Source organism: Spirosoma aureum, assembly GCF_011604685.1.
GTDB classification, from domain to species: domain Bacteria; phylum Bacteroidota; class Bacteroidia; order Cytophagales; family Spirosomataceae; genus Spirosoma; species Spirosoma aureum.
Genome location: NZ_CP050063.1, coordinates 7,607,546 through 7,624,242, shown reverse-complemented (window position 1 = coordinate 7,624,242; position 16,697 = coordinate 7,607,546). Strand labels below are relative to the sequence as shown.

Sequence of the window (16,697 nt, the reverse complement as noted above, 5' to 3'; positions counted from 1 at the left end):
TCGATTCGTAAATACGTGCCCTAGTCTCTGAATTCCAGTGTCATACAGTTTATGCAGGAGTTAGAATCGTTATTCCCACTGAACCCGGCGATTACAGAACCATCGGCCAGATATGTGCCTCCAGCATTATTGCGGAGATAGATGCGCTGCCCGGTTGGGCGGTATCTGGCCGTAATCCGGTACTGAGCAATCGGTAAATCCGGGAAACGGGCGTAATCCTGAGTGCCGCGAGGGCCGCAGGTTATGGTTTCGGGCTGACCGGTTGAACCGTCAATTCGCGGACTGACCGGAGTAAAGGTAAAGGCAATGTTTTCCAGGTCATTAATCCGGCTTTTTTTGCTTTGGCTAATCTTTACCTCACCGCCATAAAACCGATCGGTATGACCAACTTTAGGTCCATAAAGGCGCCACTCAAAGTTGCAGACTACGCCGTCCTGCCCCGTGAAAACTTCGGGATGGTCGGGATGGAGGGTTAGTTGAAACTGGTGACCGTAGTACGTACGATCAATTTGAGCGGACATCTTCCAGACACCGGCAGGAATTTTGATCTTATAATTTCCATTGGCATCCGTTGTGCCTACCAGGTGTGTGTTGGCACAAAGGGTATTGGTCGCAATAATTTTAGCGTCTGAAATAGGGTTTCCCCGCGTATCGAGCACCTTGCCACTAGCGTAGCCTGCGTCTGATCCGGGTGAATAACCATTCTGGGTTTTGCAGCCTGCAACGATCAGTATAAGGCTTATCAGAAACAGAAGAGCCGTCTTTTTCATGCGTTGATTGGAGAGGAGTTGCCTGCGAAAGAAAAGAAGATCAGTTTTTAACCGACGCTCTTTTCTCTGTACAAAACTAGCATCGCCTGTATAGGAGCAATTATTGATCGGGATGAAGTGCTTATATAGCTACATGAACCGTATAATTTTCGGATTGACTGGTAGCAGGCATAATCGAAAAGTATGTTGCTGCGCTGTTCGGGATTTACTGAACACGAATTCAGCTAGCCCGAATGCCGATATTGCCGATTGTTCGGCGAACTGATCAGCATACTTGAAAATGGCTGGATCCTGAACTATTTCCCCATCCAGTCTTTAAAGGGAGTCAGTTTTTCCCGACTCACAACGGCCTCTTTATCAATAGCGGGTTTGAGCTGAAGCGCCAGCCGATTACCAAAATAAGGCTGGATCTGATCGACACAGGATACGGATATGAGAAAGGAACGGTTGATTCTAAAAAAATGCCTGGGGTCAAGCATTGTTTCCAGTTCGTCGAGTGTGTAATCAATGGCCATTTTCCGGCCGTCGATTGTCTTGAACTGATTCATTTTGTTATCACTGAAGAAGTAAGCGATCTGTTGTGTATCGACCGCAATCAGCTTGTGAGCATAGGTTACCAGAAACCGTTGCCGGTACTCTTTGGGTTGTAGTTTCTGGTGGAGCTCCTGCACCAGCTTTTCCATCGTTAGGGCGTTGCCGGTGTTGCCTGACCGATAGTGTGCTTTTAGCCGATGAAATTTAGCCAGGGCGGCCTCCAGTTCGTCGGCCTGAATGGGTTTAAGCAGATAATCGACGCTATTTACTTTAAACGCTTTGATGGCATATTCGTCGTAGGAGGTTGTGAAAATAACGGAGCATTTGACATCGATTTCCTTGAAAATCTGAAAACTTTGACCATCAGCCAGTTCGATATCCATCAGAACCAGATCGGGTGCACTGGTCTGACCCGGCCCATTCGCCTGCAACCAGGCAACGGTTTCCCAAATGCTGCCAGTAACACCAACTACTGTTGCTGTTGGTTCAACGGAAGCCAGCGTTTTAATGAGCTTTTTGGCCGCCATTTCTTCATCTTCAACAATCAGGATATTCATGTAAAGAGACGTTAGGACGTGTTGATGAGGGCTATTCGAAAATGAGAGGTTAATTGCTCATAAGCGGAATGGTTACCGCAAATTCATATTCTGTTTCCTCGACAATAATCTCGCACTGATTGAGGAGCCGGAATTTTGCCGCAATATTGGCCAGACCTATTCGGGTCGAAGGCATATGCTGGGTTTTCTTCTGGAGGTTATTTTTTACGATAAGCTGGCCATCCGACTTGGTCATGATCTGAACCGTCAGTGGTTGGGTTTTATGAATAATATTGTGTTTCACCGCATTTTCGAGCAGTAATTGCAAGGTTAGTGAAGGCAGTAAATAAGCCTCGTAACGGGGTTCTATGGCCAGTTGTAAATGAAGGCTATCGCCGTATCGGGTTTTGAGCAGATGGAAATACGACCGGATAAACTGCATTTCTGTTGCCAGATTCGTTAACTCATTTTCATTATTACGCAGCAGGTAACGGTACACTTTACTAAGTTCATCCAGAAACTTCTCCGCCTGTTTGGCATCATCACCAATCAGATACGACAGCGTATTGAGGCTGTTGAACAGAAAGTGCGGACTAACCTGTTGCTTGAGGCTCTCCAGTTGCGTTTGCAGATTTTCTTTCTTCAGTGCTTCGGTCTCTTTTTCGGCTTTCAGGAGTCGGGCGAAATAATAGACCGCTTCCTGAACGCCCACTATCAATACACTCCAGATCAAAGCACCGGGCAGGGTATTCAGAAACGATGCGGGTGGATAAGGTGCATGGAAGCCCGTCGCATTGATCACCGCCATGTCCAGCCAGTCAATCAGGATCGTGGCTACCCAGCAAACCGGAAGTACTAGTAAAATCCGCTTTTTGGTTTGTGAAAGCAGCGGAAACCATTTCCTGAAGAGCACAAGAATCCACCGATTGACTTCCCAGGTCATCGTCGTCAGGATCACAAATTCAAGCACAGCTTTGAGTGTCGCCACACCAAATGGCTGAACAAAAGTCTGGGTTGAATACAGATCAAGCAGCAACAACAGGCCAATACCGCTGACGCGTACCCATCGATCGTTGACTGGTTTCAAGTGATGTTTAGTTAAGAAAGTTACCCCGCGGTTGATCAAAGATAGCGATCGCCACGATTGACTGCCAACTGAAAGTTGATTGGATTGGGGAAAATAGACGTTGAATTGCCTGAGGTAATCGATCAACTGTAATGAAGCAGAGTAGCGAACAGCGCGAACGAAAAACGCAATTCAACGCCTGTCAGGGCTAATTAGATAAAGACTTTCATCAATTCAGTCCGATTCCGCTTTCAGACCATAAGCAACGCGTAAATCTTTGCACTGTCCGGCGTGACTCAGATACGTTGTCATCACGTCAATAGCTAATCACTTCATGAAAAAACTACTAATTGCACTCGTAACACTACTACAGGTGGCAGGTACTGTTTCTGCCCAATCGACGCCCGCACTGCCAACGCTTGCGTCTGATTATCAGGCCCTGGTAGCCGCTGAACGCGCCTTCTCTGCTTACACTGAACGGGAAGGTGTTAAAGCGGGCTTTTCTAAATTTTTATCGCCAGAGGCCGTTGTCGTGCTGAAAGGCGAGTTTGCACTTGGTAAGCCGCTGTACGAAAAAGCGCCCTTCTTGCCAGGTATTCTTTCGTGGCGGCCTGTTCATGCTGACATTGCTGCTTCGGGAGATTTGGGTTACACAACAGGTCCTTTTGAAGTGCGACCCAAAACCAAAACGGATGCACCCGTTGGCTTTGGCCATTATACAACGATCTGGCAGAAAAATAGCACTGGCACATGGGAAGCCATTGCCGATGTTGGTATCCGGCACGATGACCCAAAACAACCAATCGCTGATCTGATCGTTCCGGCTGTCTATAATCAGAAAATGCAGGACAAAATTGACACAGTAGCCCGTCGTATAGAACTGCTTGATGCTGAGTTGAAATTGATAAAACTGGCCGGTAGCCAGTCATTACGGGACGCTTATCAGTATGCTATAGGCCAGAATCAGCCCGTACGGCTTTATAGAGCCGGACATTTGCCTGCCATTGGTACTGACGCCCTGACTGTGGCCGAAACCGGAACAGCACCAGCTATCTACATACTTAGCCGGGTGGCTGTGTCCTCATCCGGAGATATGGGTATTGTGTATGGATACGTTGAACAGCAGGGGAAAAAAGGGCCGTTTGTACGCATCTGGAAACGCCAGCCCGATGCGTCCTGGAAAGTAGCGCACGAGGTGCTGGATTTACCATAAATCAGTAGCGTAGTCGTAAGTCAATTTGTTGCGGCTTATTCCTGCGCTACACCAAAATGCTTAGCATCGTATGTCTTTCAGCATCAGCTGTAACGATACATTTCCGTTGTAAAAATTTTGTTCGACCTGATAACAGACTGAGAAAGGCTCTCCACGACGAAGTTGATCGGCCAGATGTGCGAACCCGAAACCAATAGCTGTTAATGTATGCCCCGACCGGCCCTGGCGCAGGCTGACTTTCAGATGTTTTTCCTTCATGATAATCGGATCGCTGGCTAAATACACATCCTCCGTCATGAATACGGGCTGCAAATTGTGCGGGCCAAACGGCCCCATCTGTTTCACAATCCGAACCAGTTTGTCGTTAATCTCGCTGAAGTCCAGCGGCAGGTCAATGTCGATAAGCGGAGTAAGATGTTCTTCCGTGATTTTACGGGAGACCACTTCTTCAAATTTTTGGCGAAACGCGTCGATATTCTCAACCGACATCGTCATCCCGGCCGCAAAGGTGTGACCGCCGAATTGTTCGAGCAGGTCGGCACATTCCTCAATGGCTTCATAAACGTCGAATCCCGGCACCGATCGAGCCGATCCGGCGGCTTTATCATGCGACTGCGTCAGAATGATGGTCGGTCGGTGAAAATGCTCGATGCATCGAGAGGCTACAATACCAATAACACCCTTATGCCAGCTGGCATCGTAGAGAACGGTTGTTTTGGCGCTCATCATGGACTCGCTTTGCCGAATCATTGCCAGCGCCTGCTCCGTAATACTGGTATCGAATTCACGTCGGCTGTTATTGTGCTTATTGATCGCCATCGCAAAATCATCGGCTTCTTCTTCCGCTTCGGCAAGCAGGAGTTGTACGGCTGCTTTGGCATGTTGAATCCGTCCGGCGGCATTGATCCGGGGGCCTAACCCAAATACAACATTTGTAATGTCCAGTTCCCGCGAAAAGCCTGCTACTTTGATGAGCGCTTTCAAGCCGGTACGCGGTGTAGTGTTAATGTATTTTAAGCCGTAATAGGCCAAAACGCGGTTCTCGCCCGTGAGCGGTACAATATCTGACGCAATGCTAACAACAACCAGATCAAGATAAGGATATAACTCATCCATCTCAATCTCTTTATAAAGACAGAATGCCTGCAATAACTTAAAGCCAACACCACAGCCACTCAATTCTTTGTACGGATATTGGCAGTCTTCCCGTTTGGGGTCCAGCACCGCAGCTGCATCGGGCAATTCAGTGCCGGGGCGGTGGTGATCACAGATAATAAAGTCGACGCCAAGGGCTTTGGCTTCGGCCACGCGCTCGATGGATTTAATACCACAGTCGAGCGCAATAATCAGCGAGAAACCATTTTCTGCCGCCCACTGAATACCCTGCTGCGAAATGCCGTAACCCTCTTTGTATCGATCTGGAATGTAATAATCGATCGTTGGATGGTATTTTTTTAAAAAGCCATAAACCAATGCCACCGAGGTCGTGCCGTCGACATCGTAGTCGCCATAAATCAGGATTTTTTCCTGACGTTCGGGGAGCATGGCCATTTGCAGGCGCATAATAGCCCGATCCATATCCTTCATCTCGAAAGGGTCATGCAGATGACCGATTTCGGGCCGGAAGAATGTCCGGGCTTCGTCGAAAGTATATACGCTACGCTGAACCAGGAGGGCGGCCAGTGATGGACTGACATTAAGAGATTGGGCTAATGACCTGATAGCTGCCTGTTGCTCCTCCGAATCAGGAAAGGGTTTGGTGATCCATCGTTTGGGGGTAGGTGGCGGTTGGGCTATCATAATTGCAAGATAAATCCGTTTTTAGAAAAACACTGCTTCTATGCTCATTTTGCTTTCGGCTATCAGCCTCTTTCTGTCTGGCGAAGATCCAGTTAAATCGTCTAAAAAAGCTAACCTAAAAGTCGACGTACAGAATGTTCGTACGTTGAAAGGTGCTGTTTATGTAGCTTTGTTTCGAACTGGGAGCGATTTTCCGGACGGAAAACCCCTGGACGGAAAAAAGCTTGAAGCTACCCAGAAAAGTGTTGAAACCACATTTTCAGTCGAACCCGGCGATTATGCAGTCGCAGTTTTTCACGACGAAAATGGTAACGGACAAATGGATAAACGCATATTTGGTATACCCAAAGAACCCTACGGATTTAGTAATAACTTTCGCCCAACCATGTCGGCCCCTAAATTTAGTGACTGTAAATTTAGCGTTGGCGATGCCGGAAAGACGATCAGTATCAAGTTGAATTAACCGTTTTCCGTCGCCCTGGATGGGTTAATTGTCAGGAAATTGACTGGTTTGATTAAACTACGTGGGAAAGTCCTGTAAATCCTATAATCTGTGTAATCATAGTTCCGAATTTATTCGTAATTTTGTCCGGCAAATAACACCACCTGTTTATTTGCCATGAGCTTAGATACGAGTAAGTTTCTTTACGAGGCTCTCACCTACGACGACGTATTGCTGCTACCTGCCTATTCGGAGGTGCTCCCACGCGATACGAACACCACCACCCAGCTAACCCGCAACATCCGCCTGAACATTCCGCTTATTTCGGCGGCAATGGACACTGTTACGGAGTCGGCGCTGGCAATTGCGATGGCGCAGGAAGGAGGCATCGGGATTATTCATAAAAACATGAGCGTGGAGGCACAGGCCGATCAGGTCCGTAAAGTCAAACGCTCAGAAAGTGGGATGATTATCGATCCCATCACGCTGCTTGAAACCGCCACCCTGTCTGATGCGCTGAAGATTATGCGCGAATTCAAAATTGGTGGTATTCCGGTTGTTGACGAATCCGGCAAATTAGTCGGCATTCTGACCAACCGTGATTTGCGCTTCCAGAACGATCTTTCAAAACCGGTTACGTCCATCATGACCCGCGAAAAGCTGATTACGGCGCGGGAAGGTCTGACGCTGGAAGAGGCCGAAAGTATTCTCCAGGAATACCGGATCGAAAAACTACCAATCGTTAATGCTGATTATCAATTGGTAGGACTGATTACGTACAAAGACATTCTGAAGAAAAAGAGCCATCCCAACGCCTGTAAAGACGAGTTGGGCCGCTTACGTGTAGGTGCGGCTGTGGGTGTAACGCCCGACCTGAACCGGCGCATTGAGGCTCTTGTGAAAGCCGGTGTCGATGTAATCAGTGTCGACACGGCTCACGGTCACTCGAAAGGCGTGCTGGATGCTGTCCGTAAGATTAAGGAACAGTTTCCGAAACTTCAGGTAATTGCCGGAAATGTGGCAACCGGCGAAGGCGCGAAGGCGCTGGCTGATGCGGGTGCCGATGCGGTAAAAGTAGGCGTAGGGCCAGGTAGTATCTGCACAACCCGGATCATTGCCGGTATCGGTATGCCGCAGTTAACGGCTGTATACGAGTCGGCGAAGGCGTTGCAGGGTACGGGTGTTCCGGTTATTGCCGATGGTGGTATTCGCTTTTCGGGTGATATTACAAAGGCTCTTGCCGGTGGCGCCAGCACGGTTATGATAGGTTCACTGCTGGCCGGAACCGAAGAAGCTCCCGGTGAAGTCGTACTATATGAAGGTCGTCGATTCAAAACGTACCGGGGTATGGGATCGGTGGAAGCGATGGAAGACGGCTCCAAAGACCGTTATTTCCAGGATGCCGAAGACGATATCAAGAAACTCGTTCCGGAAGGTATTGTGGGTCGGGTTCCCTTTAAAGGTAAAGTAGCTGAAATCGTTTACCAGATGGTTGGTGGTTTAAAAGCGGGGATGGGCTATTGTGGAGCGGCTGATATTACGGCCCTGCAACAGGCTAAATTCGTGAAAATCACTACGGCGGGTTCGCGTGAAAGCCATCCGCACGATATTTCTATTCAGAAAGAAGCACCGAACTATTCCGCTCGGTAGTTTATTGGTAACGCTTACTCTGAGTCAGTGCTTTAACGGCCCTGAGCGACCCGATCGGGTCGCTCAGGGCCGTTTTGTTTGCGCAGGATTAGGACCATGCTCTTATGGTGCTTCATAATCTGGTAACGTTTTGTGGAAACTGTTCGCCGGGCGAGCCGGTTGTCAAATGACCAGGGTTTCTTTTCAAACTTATGGCAATATAAACCAACAACGTAATGGAAAAACGTACCATTGGCAGTTCTGAGCTGTCAGTAGCACCGCTGGCATTTGGCGGTAATGTATTTGGGTGGACGGCCAATGAACTAACATCGTTTCAGTTATTGGACGCCTTTGTCGATGCCGGATTCAATCTGATCGACACGGCCGATGTGTATTCGCGCTGGGTTCCCGGAAATCAGGGAGGAGAATCAGAAACAATTATCGGTAATTGGCTAAAACGAAGTGGCAAGCGTGATCAGGTTATCATTGCCACCAAACTTGGTGGAGAGCTGGCTCCCGATAAAAAGGGATTATCGAAAGAATACCTAAAACGTGCAGTCGACGCTTCCCTCCAACGCCTTCAAACCGATTATATCGACCTGTATCAGTCACACTACGATGACCTGGATACGCCCATTGAAGAAACACTCAATGGCTTTGATAAACTAATCAAAGAGGGTAAAGTGCGGGTTATTGGTGCATCGAATTTTACGCCTGAGCGACTGGTTGAATCATTGAAAATCAGTGAAAAGCTGGGTTATCCAATCTATCAGAGCCTCCAGCCCGAATATAATTTGTATGATCGGGAAAAATATGAGACTCTGTATGAGCCAATTGTGCAGCAAAATGGCATGAGTGTTATAAGCTATTTCTCGCTGGCGAGTGGTTTCCTGACGGGTAAATATCGTTCGGAGACCGATTTGTCGAAAAGTCCGCGCGGGCAGGGCGTTAAGAAATACCTGAACAACCGTGGATTTGCCATTCTGAAAGCGCTCGATGAGGTCGCCGAGCAGTATAACGCTACTCCCGCCGAGGTTTCGCTGGCCTGGCTAATGGCGCGGCCGGGCCTAACGGCTCCTATTGCCAGCGCAACCAGCGTCGATCAGTTGCACGATATAGCCAAAGCTACCGAGGTAAAACTGGATAAATCAGCCATCGATAAGCTGACGACTGCCAGCGTCTGGTAGTTAATTTCGTCAGGATTCTTTGGTATCGAGTCATGCCACGGCTTTTAGGTTTGTTTGCGGTAAGATTTGATCGCCTACAGGAATAATAAACAGAGCGGGCTACCCTATTGCAGCGGTAAGGCCACTAAACCTATGGTCAGAACGGGCCGCCGTCGCGGTCAGGACCGGTCTGGCGTGGCCCGCTCTGTTATGACTGGCAAAGGTTCGTATAGAAATGTGAGACAACAGGTGGCATCGGCCTACTGTTAGCAAGCGGATTGCTTAAAAGCGCAGCCTGATCGGAAGCCCCAGCAAGTCATTCCTGTATGGAATATTTAGATTCCTATGAACAAAACATGCTCTCTTAACTAAAAATTATTCTATATCACATACATTTCAACTACCTGCTTCATCCATCACCTGCTTCTTTTTAACGAATAACAGTGGCTCGAACATCAGCTATCCCAATCGACGCTCGTTTGTAGAAAGAGTCCGATGGCTTTTAACTCCTAAATCAATTAGCCTTTACTATGGCGTACTGCCAATTGGTGGATATTCTTTTAATGGGTCCAATGGGGTTGCCTGCACTTTTTTATAATACTCGGCCCACTGTTTACTGAAGAACTGATTTACTTTCGTGACAGTCTCTCTACTGAGCACTTCAGCCTGGTCAACCAATTGATTTTCTGTTTTTGTTGGCTTTTCGGTCCGTCGATTTATATACGAACTGGCCTCCTGTATCTTCGATATTGGCGTATTCATATAAACATTGCCAAACCCTTGTCGCTCAGTCCGCTTGCCCACAATACCTTCCCGGGCTTTTTTCAATGAATCCTGGATGGTGATGGTGAATTTTCGCAACTCATCGTAGTCAGGCCCCTTCTTGTCCTTCAGTCGATTCTTTACACCTTCGGCAGCATCATTGGCTTCCTGAATCCGGTTAGTGATTTCACTTAGCTGACGAATGTTTTTATTTAATCGATCCTGTAATGCTCTACGCGCTAAAGCAGCTTCTTTATCATATGGCACACGTGGGTCAGGCTCTACTGTAAGCAATGTAGAATCTTTGGCGCCGGCATATGCAAATGATACCTTATACCGACCTGGCATAACCGGATTTCCAGTAGGCTCGCCACCACCTCGTCTACCCCCTCCAGCGCTAGGCATACGAATGGGTGTTTCCGTCAAATCCCAGGTTATTCGTTGTACACCTAATGCCGTGTCTGGTGCTAGTTTCAACGTACGAACTAGCTTGTCAGCTTCATTATAGATTTGTACAAGGACTGAATCTGCTTTAACGCGGCTAGCAATCGTAGTAGCTACCGGAGCCGCGACTATCGCATTGGATTCATCAGGTTTAGTTGCAGTTGTCGGCTTTTTTGATTTCTTCGTCAGGTCAGCGGGTTCGGTTGGTTTTTGTGCTCCGGCTTTCTGTTTTGGCTTTAAATAGATAGGCAGGGAAACTCCAGCTGGACGATTCGGTGCCTGATATAATCCCTCTGCATCCTTTCCATAGCCTTGTGGCCCCCGGTAAACGGCCAGATAAGCCGTTGATGGCTCAAAGGCAACTAATGACTGATCCAGAATTTTACTGCTTGAGGCTGCCAGTTTTCGTAAAGGTCGGATATTATCCAAAACGTAGATTGACCGCCCAAAAGTGGCGATGGCCAGATCGGCCTCCCGTTCCTGGATCGCCAGATCCATCGTAGGGGCTGCTGCCGGAATTCCACTATCCCATTGTGTCCAGATTTTGCCTTCGTCGATGCTGATCCATAACCCATGCTCGGTACCGGCAAACATCAGTCGAGGCTCAACCGGGTCTTGCAAGAAACAAAGGGCATAGCCTTTAGCTTCTTTCTCGCTCATGATACGAGTCCAGGTTTGACCAAAATCGGAAGTTCGGTAAATGTAGGGGGCCAGATCACTTCCCATGCGGTAGTGATTCGACACCACGAAGGCTTCTCCGGCTTTATAACGCGACGCTGTAATCTGAGCGATCCAGGCTTCTTTAGGGAGGCCGGGAATACGGCTGCTCAGGTTAGTCCAGGTTTTGCCCCCATCCTTAGTCAGTTGAACATTGCCGTCATCAGTACCCACCCATATAACGCCTTGCTGTAACGGGCTGGGGGCAATAGTTAGAATTGAGTTGTGGTTTTCGGCCTGGGTGGCGTCAATGGTCAGGCCACCACTGTCGTCCTGTTTCTGATGCGCTGGATCATTGAGTGTTAGGTCGGGCGAAATAGTTTCCCAGCTCAATCCTTTATCGGGCGATTTGTGCAAAAACTGGCTTCCTCCATAAAAGGTCTTTTTATCGAAAGGGTCCTGGGCAAAGCCGGCGTTCCAGTTAAAGCGTAAGCGTGTGTTCATATCGCCTATGATTGGCTTTACGAATGAAGAACCGCCCGTCAGTTTATCGTAGTGAATGACATTGCCCCCCTGCGACATGCAATAGCCGTACCGGGAATTTTCGGGATCGGGGATGACATCGAAGCCATCAGCTAAATTCAGTGCCTGCCAATGGCTATTCCGAATACCGCCAGTATGAAATGTGTAGGCGGGTCCCATCCAGGAGCCGTTATCCTGTAAGCCCCCGTAAATATTGTATGGCACTTCATTATCCACATTGACATGATAAAACTGACCGACCGGAACAGCTTCGGGATTGGTCCAGGTTTTGCCATGATCCCGACTAATGCCTAATCCCCCATCATTGCCTTCAATAATTAAGTTCGGATTCGACGGATGAATCCAGAAGGCATGGTGATCGGAGTGAACCTGGTCGGGGGTAGCCAGTGGTTTGAAGGTCTTTCCTCCATCTTCGCTAACCGATAATGGCGCGCTCAGTTTATAAAGCCGAGTTTCAATTTTAGGATCGACGTAGATCTCGTTATAGTAAAATGGACGATCGACGGCGACCGCTGGGTCATCAGTTACGAGCGACCATTTCTCCCCACCATCATCGGAGCGATATAGCCCATTTTTAGTTGCTTCCACTAATGCATAAATCTTATTGGGCGAACTTCTGCTAATAGCTAAACCCAGCCGACCGAAATCGCCTTTGGGTAACCCATCCGATTCTCCTTTTTTCTTCCAGGTTTTACCGCCATCGTACGTAAGGTATAAACCCGAACCTGGTCCTCCCGACGTAAAATCCCAGGGTGTACGACGGTGCTGCCACATAGCTACGAGCAATTTGCCAGGGTTGGTTGGGTCCATAACCATTTCGGCAACCCCTGATTTTTCATTCGTATATAGAATCTTTTCCCAGGATTGCCCACCATTTGTGGTCTTGAAAACACCTCGTTCCGGGTGCTCGCCAAAAGGAAATCCAATTACACCGGCATAGACTATGTCAGGATTCGACGGGTCAATGATAATCCGGTGAATATTGAGCGTTTTTTCTAAACCCATCGACTTCCAGGTTAAACCTCCGTCGATACTTTTAAAAATGCCGCCCCCCATATTGACCGAATTTCGGGGGTTACCTTCACCCGTACCAACCCAAACTACATTGGGGTTACTTTGCTGAATAGCAATAGAGCCAATGTTGATGGTAGGCTGATCGTCAAAAACTGGGGCCCAGGTTCCGCCCGCATTTTCGCTTTTCCAAACGCCACCCGAAGCCGCTCCAACATAGATCATATCTGGATTAGTAACGACTGCATCTATGGCCGTAATTCTGCCTCCCATAACGGCGGGCCCAACACTGCGAGCCTTCATCTGCTTAAATACAGACATTGGAATTGGCTGGGCCCTGACGCCCAGTAACCCTAGCAGTGCTGCTACGATTAACAAGGTTAATTTTTGAAGTTTTTGGTTCATTTTCGTGTAAAAAGAGTATCAGTAAGGAACTATGTACTGTAAGGTGCGAACCCGAAGGGAATCGTGACAGGGGGCAATCACTTAGTTCATCATAAGTGAGCCAACTGTTCAATTTGTTTCAATGACGATTGGTGAATACAGATTGTATTTTTTCATTCGTTCTACGAAGGCCGGTAACTCTGTTTGAATGAGTTTCTGAGCCATCGTCTGGTTTTCCTGAAGGCGTTTCTTCAGAATCTGGTAAACCTCCAGGTGTTGTTGGGCTGGTGGAAAGTCGGCGGTTTCAACGGCAGAAGCCAGGTACATCAACTTTTCGGTTGTCTGTGAATTCCAGCGAATACCACTCGGCATTTTCAACTGCATAAATTGTTCTTCTACAGCTATTAACCTGGCGGACAAACTATCGATGTCTTTTTTGGCCTCATCGATGTCTTTTTTATCCGCAATCATGTCCTTCAAATCGGCCAATTGTCGGCGTGTCCACTCAAGCTGATTAACCTGGTCAGCAATGGAGTTAAGGTCTTTTTTAATAGTTGACACAAATTCGTACTGCGCTGTAATGTCGGTTTCCGATCCTTCGGAAGTGGGGTCTTTCAGCACCTTTATCGTTTGGCTGTATGTCTTATCACCAACCGTTAGGGTAACCGTGTAGATGCCTGGCCTGACCAGAGGTGAAAATCCTCGGGAAGCAGCCAGTGCCGGTTTAGCACGCTTATCTCCCAAGTTTATCCAATGAGCATTGATGGGTTTATTACGGGCAATAATGGCCGTGGATGGGTCTTCTCGTAAATCCCACCACAACCGATTTATGCCCACTTTGCCTTTGTGATGCAGTTTACGGATTACCATTTTATTGGCATCACTAATCGTAATGGTCAGACTATCAGTTGCCTCAGCAGACAGCCAGTAGTTAAGGGGAGCGCCTACTGGTGGGTTTTCACCAGCCGATGGATCATCGAACATAGAATATGGATATGTCATTGGCCGGAACCGATAGGCAGACCTGGGTGCAAATAGGTGAGCTGCTGAAGCCGTCACCTCAGGTGTCAGTTGCCGTAAGGGAGTAATATCGTCCAATATCCAGATTCCCCGTCCGTAAGTACCCACTACTAAATCGTTGAAGTTTTCCTGAACGGCCAGCCAATACATAGGGGCCGCCGGTAAATTTGTCATGAGAGACTGCCAGTGAGCTCCATCATTAAAGGAGATATAAAGTGCATTTTCTGTGCCTAGATAGAGCAGGCCGGGCTTAGCGGGATCTTCCCGAATGTTACAGACATAGCTCAAGGTATTTTGCGGAATTCCTTCGATTATTTTGACCCAGGTTTTGCCAAAATCTTCTGTCTTATACACGTACGACTCAAAGTTCCCTAGCTGATGGAAGTCGACAGTAAGATAGGCTTTGCCCACTTTCCATTTCGATGCATCGATATTGCGAACCGTTCCCAACGGAGGCAGGCCTTTGATGTTAGCCGTTACATTCTGCCAATTGGTACCACCATCTACACTTACATGCACCAGGCCATCGTTACTCCCCGCCCAGAGTACTCCTTTTTGAATCGGTGACTCGTCGAAGGCATAGATCACACAACCGTATTCAACACCTATGTTGTCAGGAGTGAGCCCACCCGAAATGCCTTGTTTACTTTTATCGTTCAGTGTTAGATCGGGACTGATTACCTGCCAGCTTTGCCCGCCATTCGTCGTTTTATGGACATTTTGACTAGTCACATAAACTGTATTGCGATCATGCGGAGAAATTAGCAATGGAAAGGTCCACTGAAAACGATACTTTACATCCTTGGCAGGTGAGCCAAACGTGGCTTCCGGCCAGACCTCTACCTGTCTGAACTGACGATTCTTTTCGTTAAACCGTACCACTATTCCGCCACCAGCACCCGATCCGGATGCACTGGACCAAACAATACTGGGGTCGACCGGATCAGGGGTAGCAAAGCCACTTTCTCCACCGCCCACATCGAGCCATTCGCCCCGTGGAATACCGTTGAAATGATAGTCTGTACCATAATATCGACTTGGTAAGCGCGAAGACGGTCCATCCTGACGATTTGCATATACATTGTAAGGAATTCGATTGTCAGTTGTTACGTGGTACAGTTGCGCAACGGGCAGTTGAATCCGAAGCCAGGTTTTCCCCCGATTATAGGAAATAGATACGCCACCATCACCCGCTACTGCCTGCCGATTTCCATCGGTTGGGTCAATCCAGAGTTCATGGTGGTCCCAGTTAGGAACACTGATCCCGGATGATTTCTGGAATGTTTTACCCCCGTCTTTGGAAACATTATAAGCTTCGGCCAACACAACCAGCTCGTCGGCATTATCGGGCGATACTTGGCAACGGGTGTAATACGCACCCCGGCTTCCAAGTGTCTGCTCATAGCTAACCAGGTTCCAGTTTGTCCCTCCATCATCAGAACGCCATAGTTCACCCGTTTCAGCTTCTTTTACACCCGGAGGTGGAACGCCATCTGCCGTTTCAATCAAGGCATAGATTTTCTGCGGATCTGCCTTCGACATGGTAAGGGCGATCTTGCCAACAGCCAGTTTGGGTAATCCATTGCCGGATAATCGATTCCAGGTAGTTCCGCCATCACGGGACATAAAAATACCACTGCCTTTTCCTCCACTCTGACGGCCCCAGGTTTTGATATCCAGTTGCCACATTCCAGCAAACAAAATCCGTGGATTGGTGGGGTCCATAACCAGGTCAGAAGCCCCCGTACTGTCATTGACAAACAAAACCTGAGTCCAGTTTTTCCCTCCGTCCGTAGTACGATAGATACCTTTTTCCTTTTGTGGCGCATAGCTATGACCCTGGGCGGCAGCATACACGATGTCGGGATTGGTGGGATTAACGATCACGCGGCTGATGCGGCCGGTTAGGTTAAGACCCATGTTTTGCCAACTGCTGCCACCGTCGACGGATTTCCAGACACCATCGCCAACGGAAACGTTAGAGCGGATGTGGGGCTCGCCAGTACCTGCCCATACAATTTGGGGATCTGATGGAGCTACCGTAATGGAACCAATTGAATGAACGGGCTTGTCATCGAGTACCGGTTTCCAGGTCATACCCCCATCCACGGTCCTCCAGATACCTCCTGATGCTGCACCGGCAAAGTAAACAAGCGGATTCCCTGCAATACCGCTTACCGTGCTGATTCGATTTCCGACCGGGCCTATATGTCGATAATTAAGTTGTTTTAGCTGGGCTAACTCTATTTTTTGCGCGAGGGTTGTGTTAGCTGTTATTCCCAATATCCAACTGACAAACAGCATTACAAACTGACTAGAGCGAGACAGGTATTGGTTTGACATGACAGGTAGTTTATGAATAAGCTTTTGACTGATGCATACGTGCCGCTACACGCCCATAGTATATACTAAATCGATTGCGGCAATTGCGGATAATCGATTTATAAGGCCAGTAATGTAGATTGCCTTATATACTTGTTTGTCGATAAAATGTACTCTGAATCTCGATCTGAATTATCTCTGAATTGTGTCAAAACTGCAGATCAGCATACCTCTTTCACTGTAATTCAAATGTACAATAGGTAATTTGAATATATGCAATAATAAAAAATTAAATATTGATATATTGAAAAAATTAAAAATAATATTTTGCTATTTACATAGTATTAAATATAATAAAGAATTGATCTATTTAAACATAAGGTATAGTCTGACAAAAC

10 protein-coding genes are annotated in these 16,697 nt (G+C 47.8%); 4 read left to right on the top strand and 6 right to left on the bottom strand.

From position 1 onward, the window contains the following. Positions 1-20: 20 nt before the first annotated feature. From G8759_RS30445 to G8759_RS30435, 3 genes are all read right to left on the bottom strand, one after another. The gene (locus G8759_RS30445) at positions 21-770 is read right to left on the bottom strand and encodes a carboxypeptidase-like regulatory domain-containing protein (RefSeq protein ID WP_167216756.1); all 750 of its coding nucleotides are present in this window, start codon (positions 768-770) and stop codon (positions 21-23) included. Positions 771-1,066: 296 nt separating this feature from the next. Next, complete coding sequence (locus G8759_RS30440) at positions 1,067-1,861, bottom strand: LytR/AlgR family response regulator transcription factor (protein WP_167216754.1); 795 nt, start codon at positions 1,859-1,861, stop codon at positions 1,067-1,069. 49 nt (positions 1,862-1,910) lie between these two features. Further along, complete coding sequence (locus G8759_RS30435; RefSeq protein WP_167216753.1) at positions 1,911-2,927, bottom strand: sensor histidine kinase; 1,017 nt, start codon at positions 2,925-2,927, stop codon at positions 1,911-1,913. A gap of 313 nt (positions 2,928-3,240) precedes the next feature. Between G8759_RS30435 and G8759_RS30430 the strand changes: the two genes are divergently transcribed. After that, the gene (locus G8759_RS30430) at positions 3,241-4,119 is read left to right on the top strand and encodes a Cif family virulence factor (RefSeq protein WP_167216751.1); all 879 of its coding nucleotides are present in this window, start codon (positions 3,241-3,243) and stop codon (positions 4,117-4,119) included. A gap of 60 nt (positions 4,120-4,179) precedes the next feature. On the opposite strand, the gene recJ is transcribed toward G8759_RS30430, so the two are convergent. Beyond that, complete coding sequence (recJ, locus tag G8759_RS30425; protein WP_167216749.1) at positions 4,180-5,919, bottom strand: single-stranded-DNA-specific exonuclease RecJ; 1,740 nt, start codon at positions 5,917-5,919, stop codon at positions 4,180-4,182. Between the two features lie 40 nt (positions 5,920-5,959). Between recJ and G8759_RS30420 the strand changes: the two genes are divergently transcribed. From G8759_RS30420 to G8759_RS30410, 3 genes are all read left to right on the top strand, one after another. Continuing rightward, positions 5,960-6,382, top strand: a complete 423-nt coding sequence (locus G8759_RS30420) for a DUF2141 domain-containing protein (protein WP_167216747.1) — start codon at positions 5,960-5,962, stop codon at positions 6,380-6,382. A 156-nt stretch (positions 6,383-6,538) separates the two neighbouring features. After that, positions 6,539-8,011, top strand: coding sequence for an IMP dehydrogenase (gene guaB / locus G8759_RS30415; protein ID WP_167216745.1), 1,473 nt, complete (start codon positions 6,539-6,541; stop codon positions 8,009-8,011). 215 nt (positions 8,012-8,226) lie between these two features. Continuing rightward, positions 8,227-9,177, top strand: coding sequence for an aldo/keto reductase (locus G8759_RS30410; RefSeq protein WP_167216743.1), 951 nt, complete (start codon positions 8,227-8,229; stop codon positions 9,175-9,177). A gap of 507 nt (positions 9,178-9,684) precedes the next feature. Here G8759_RS30410 and G8759_RS30405 read toward each other — a convergent pair. Continuing rightward, complete coding sequence (locus G8759_RS30405; RefSeq protein ID WP_232074006.1) at positions 9,685-12,978, bottom strand: hypothetical protein; 3,294 nt, start codon at positions 12,976-12,978, stop codon at positions 9,685-9,687. Between the two features lie 108 nt (positions 12,979-13,086). Continuing rightward, positions 13,087-16,320 (bottom strand): WD40/YVTN/BNR-like repeat-containing protein, encoded by a 3,234-nt coding sequence (locus G8759_RS30400; RefSeq protein ID WP_167216741.1) that lies wholly within the window; start codon positions 16,318-16,320, stop codon positions 13,087-13,089. Positions 16,321-16,697: the final 377 nt, after the last annotated feature.

What these genes read in the sequence shown, in the direction of transcription:
- guaB (WP_167216745.1), top strand. Translation starts at nt 6,539, where the DNA reads ATGAGCTTAGATACGAGTAAGTTTCTTTACGAGGCTCTCACCTACGAC.
- G8759_RS30400 (WP_167216741.1), bottom strand. Translation starts at nt 16,320, where the DNA reads ATGTCAAACCAATACCTGTCTCGCTCTAGTCAGTTTGTAATGCTGTTT.
- G8759_RS30410 (WP_167216743.1), top strand. Translation starts at nt 8,227, where the DNA reads ATGGAAAAACGTACCATTGGCAGTTCTGAGCTGTCAGTAGCACCGCTG.
- G8759_RS30420 (WP_167216747.1), top strand. Translation starts at nt 5,960, where the DNA reads ATGCTCATTTTGCTTTCGGCTATCAGCCTCTTTCTGTCTGGCGAAGAT.
- G8759_RS30430 (WP_167216751.1), top strand. Translation starts at nt 3,241, where the DNA reads ATGAAAAAACTACTAATTGCACTCGTAACACTACTACAGGTGGCAGGT.
- G8759_RS30445 (WP_167216756.1), bottom strand. Translation starts at nt 770, where the DNA reads ATGAAAAAGACGGCTCTTCTGTTTCTGATAAGCCTTATACTGATCGTT.
- G8759_RS30440 (WP_167216754.1), bottom strand. Translation starts at nt 1,861, where the DNA reads ATGAATATCCTGATTGTTGAAGATGAAGAAATGGCGGCCAAAAAGCTC.
- G8759_RS30405 (WP_232074006.1), bottom strand. Translation starts at nt 12,978, where the DNA reads ATGAACCAAAAACTTCAAAAATTAACCTTGTTAATCGTAGCAGCACTG.
- recJ (WP_167216749.1), bottom strand. Translation starts at nt 5,919, where the DNA reads ATGATAGCCCAACCGCCACCTACCCCCAAACGATGGATCACCAAACCC.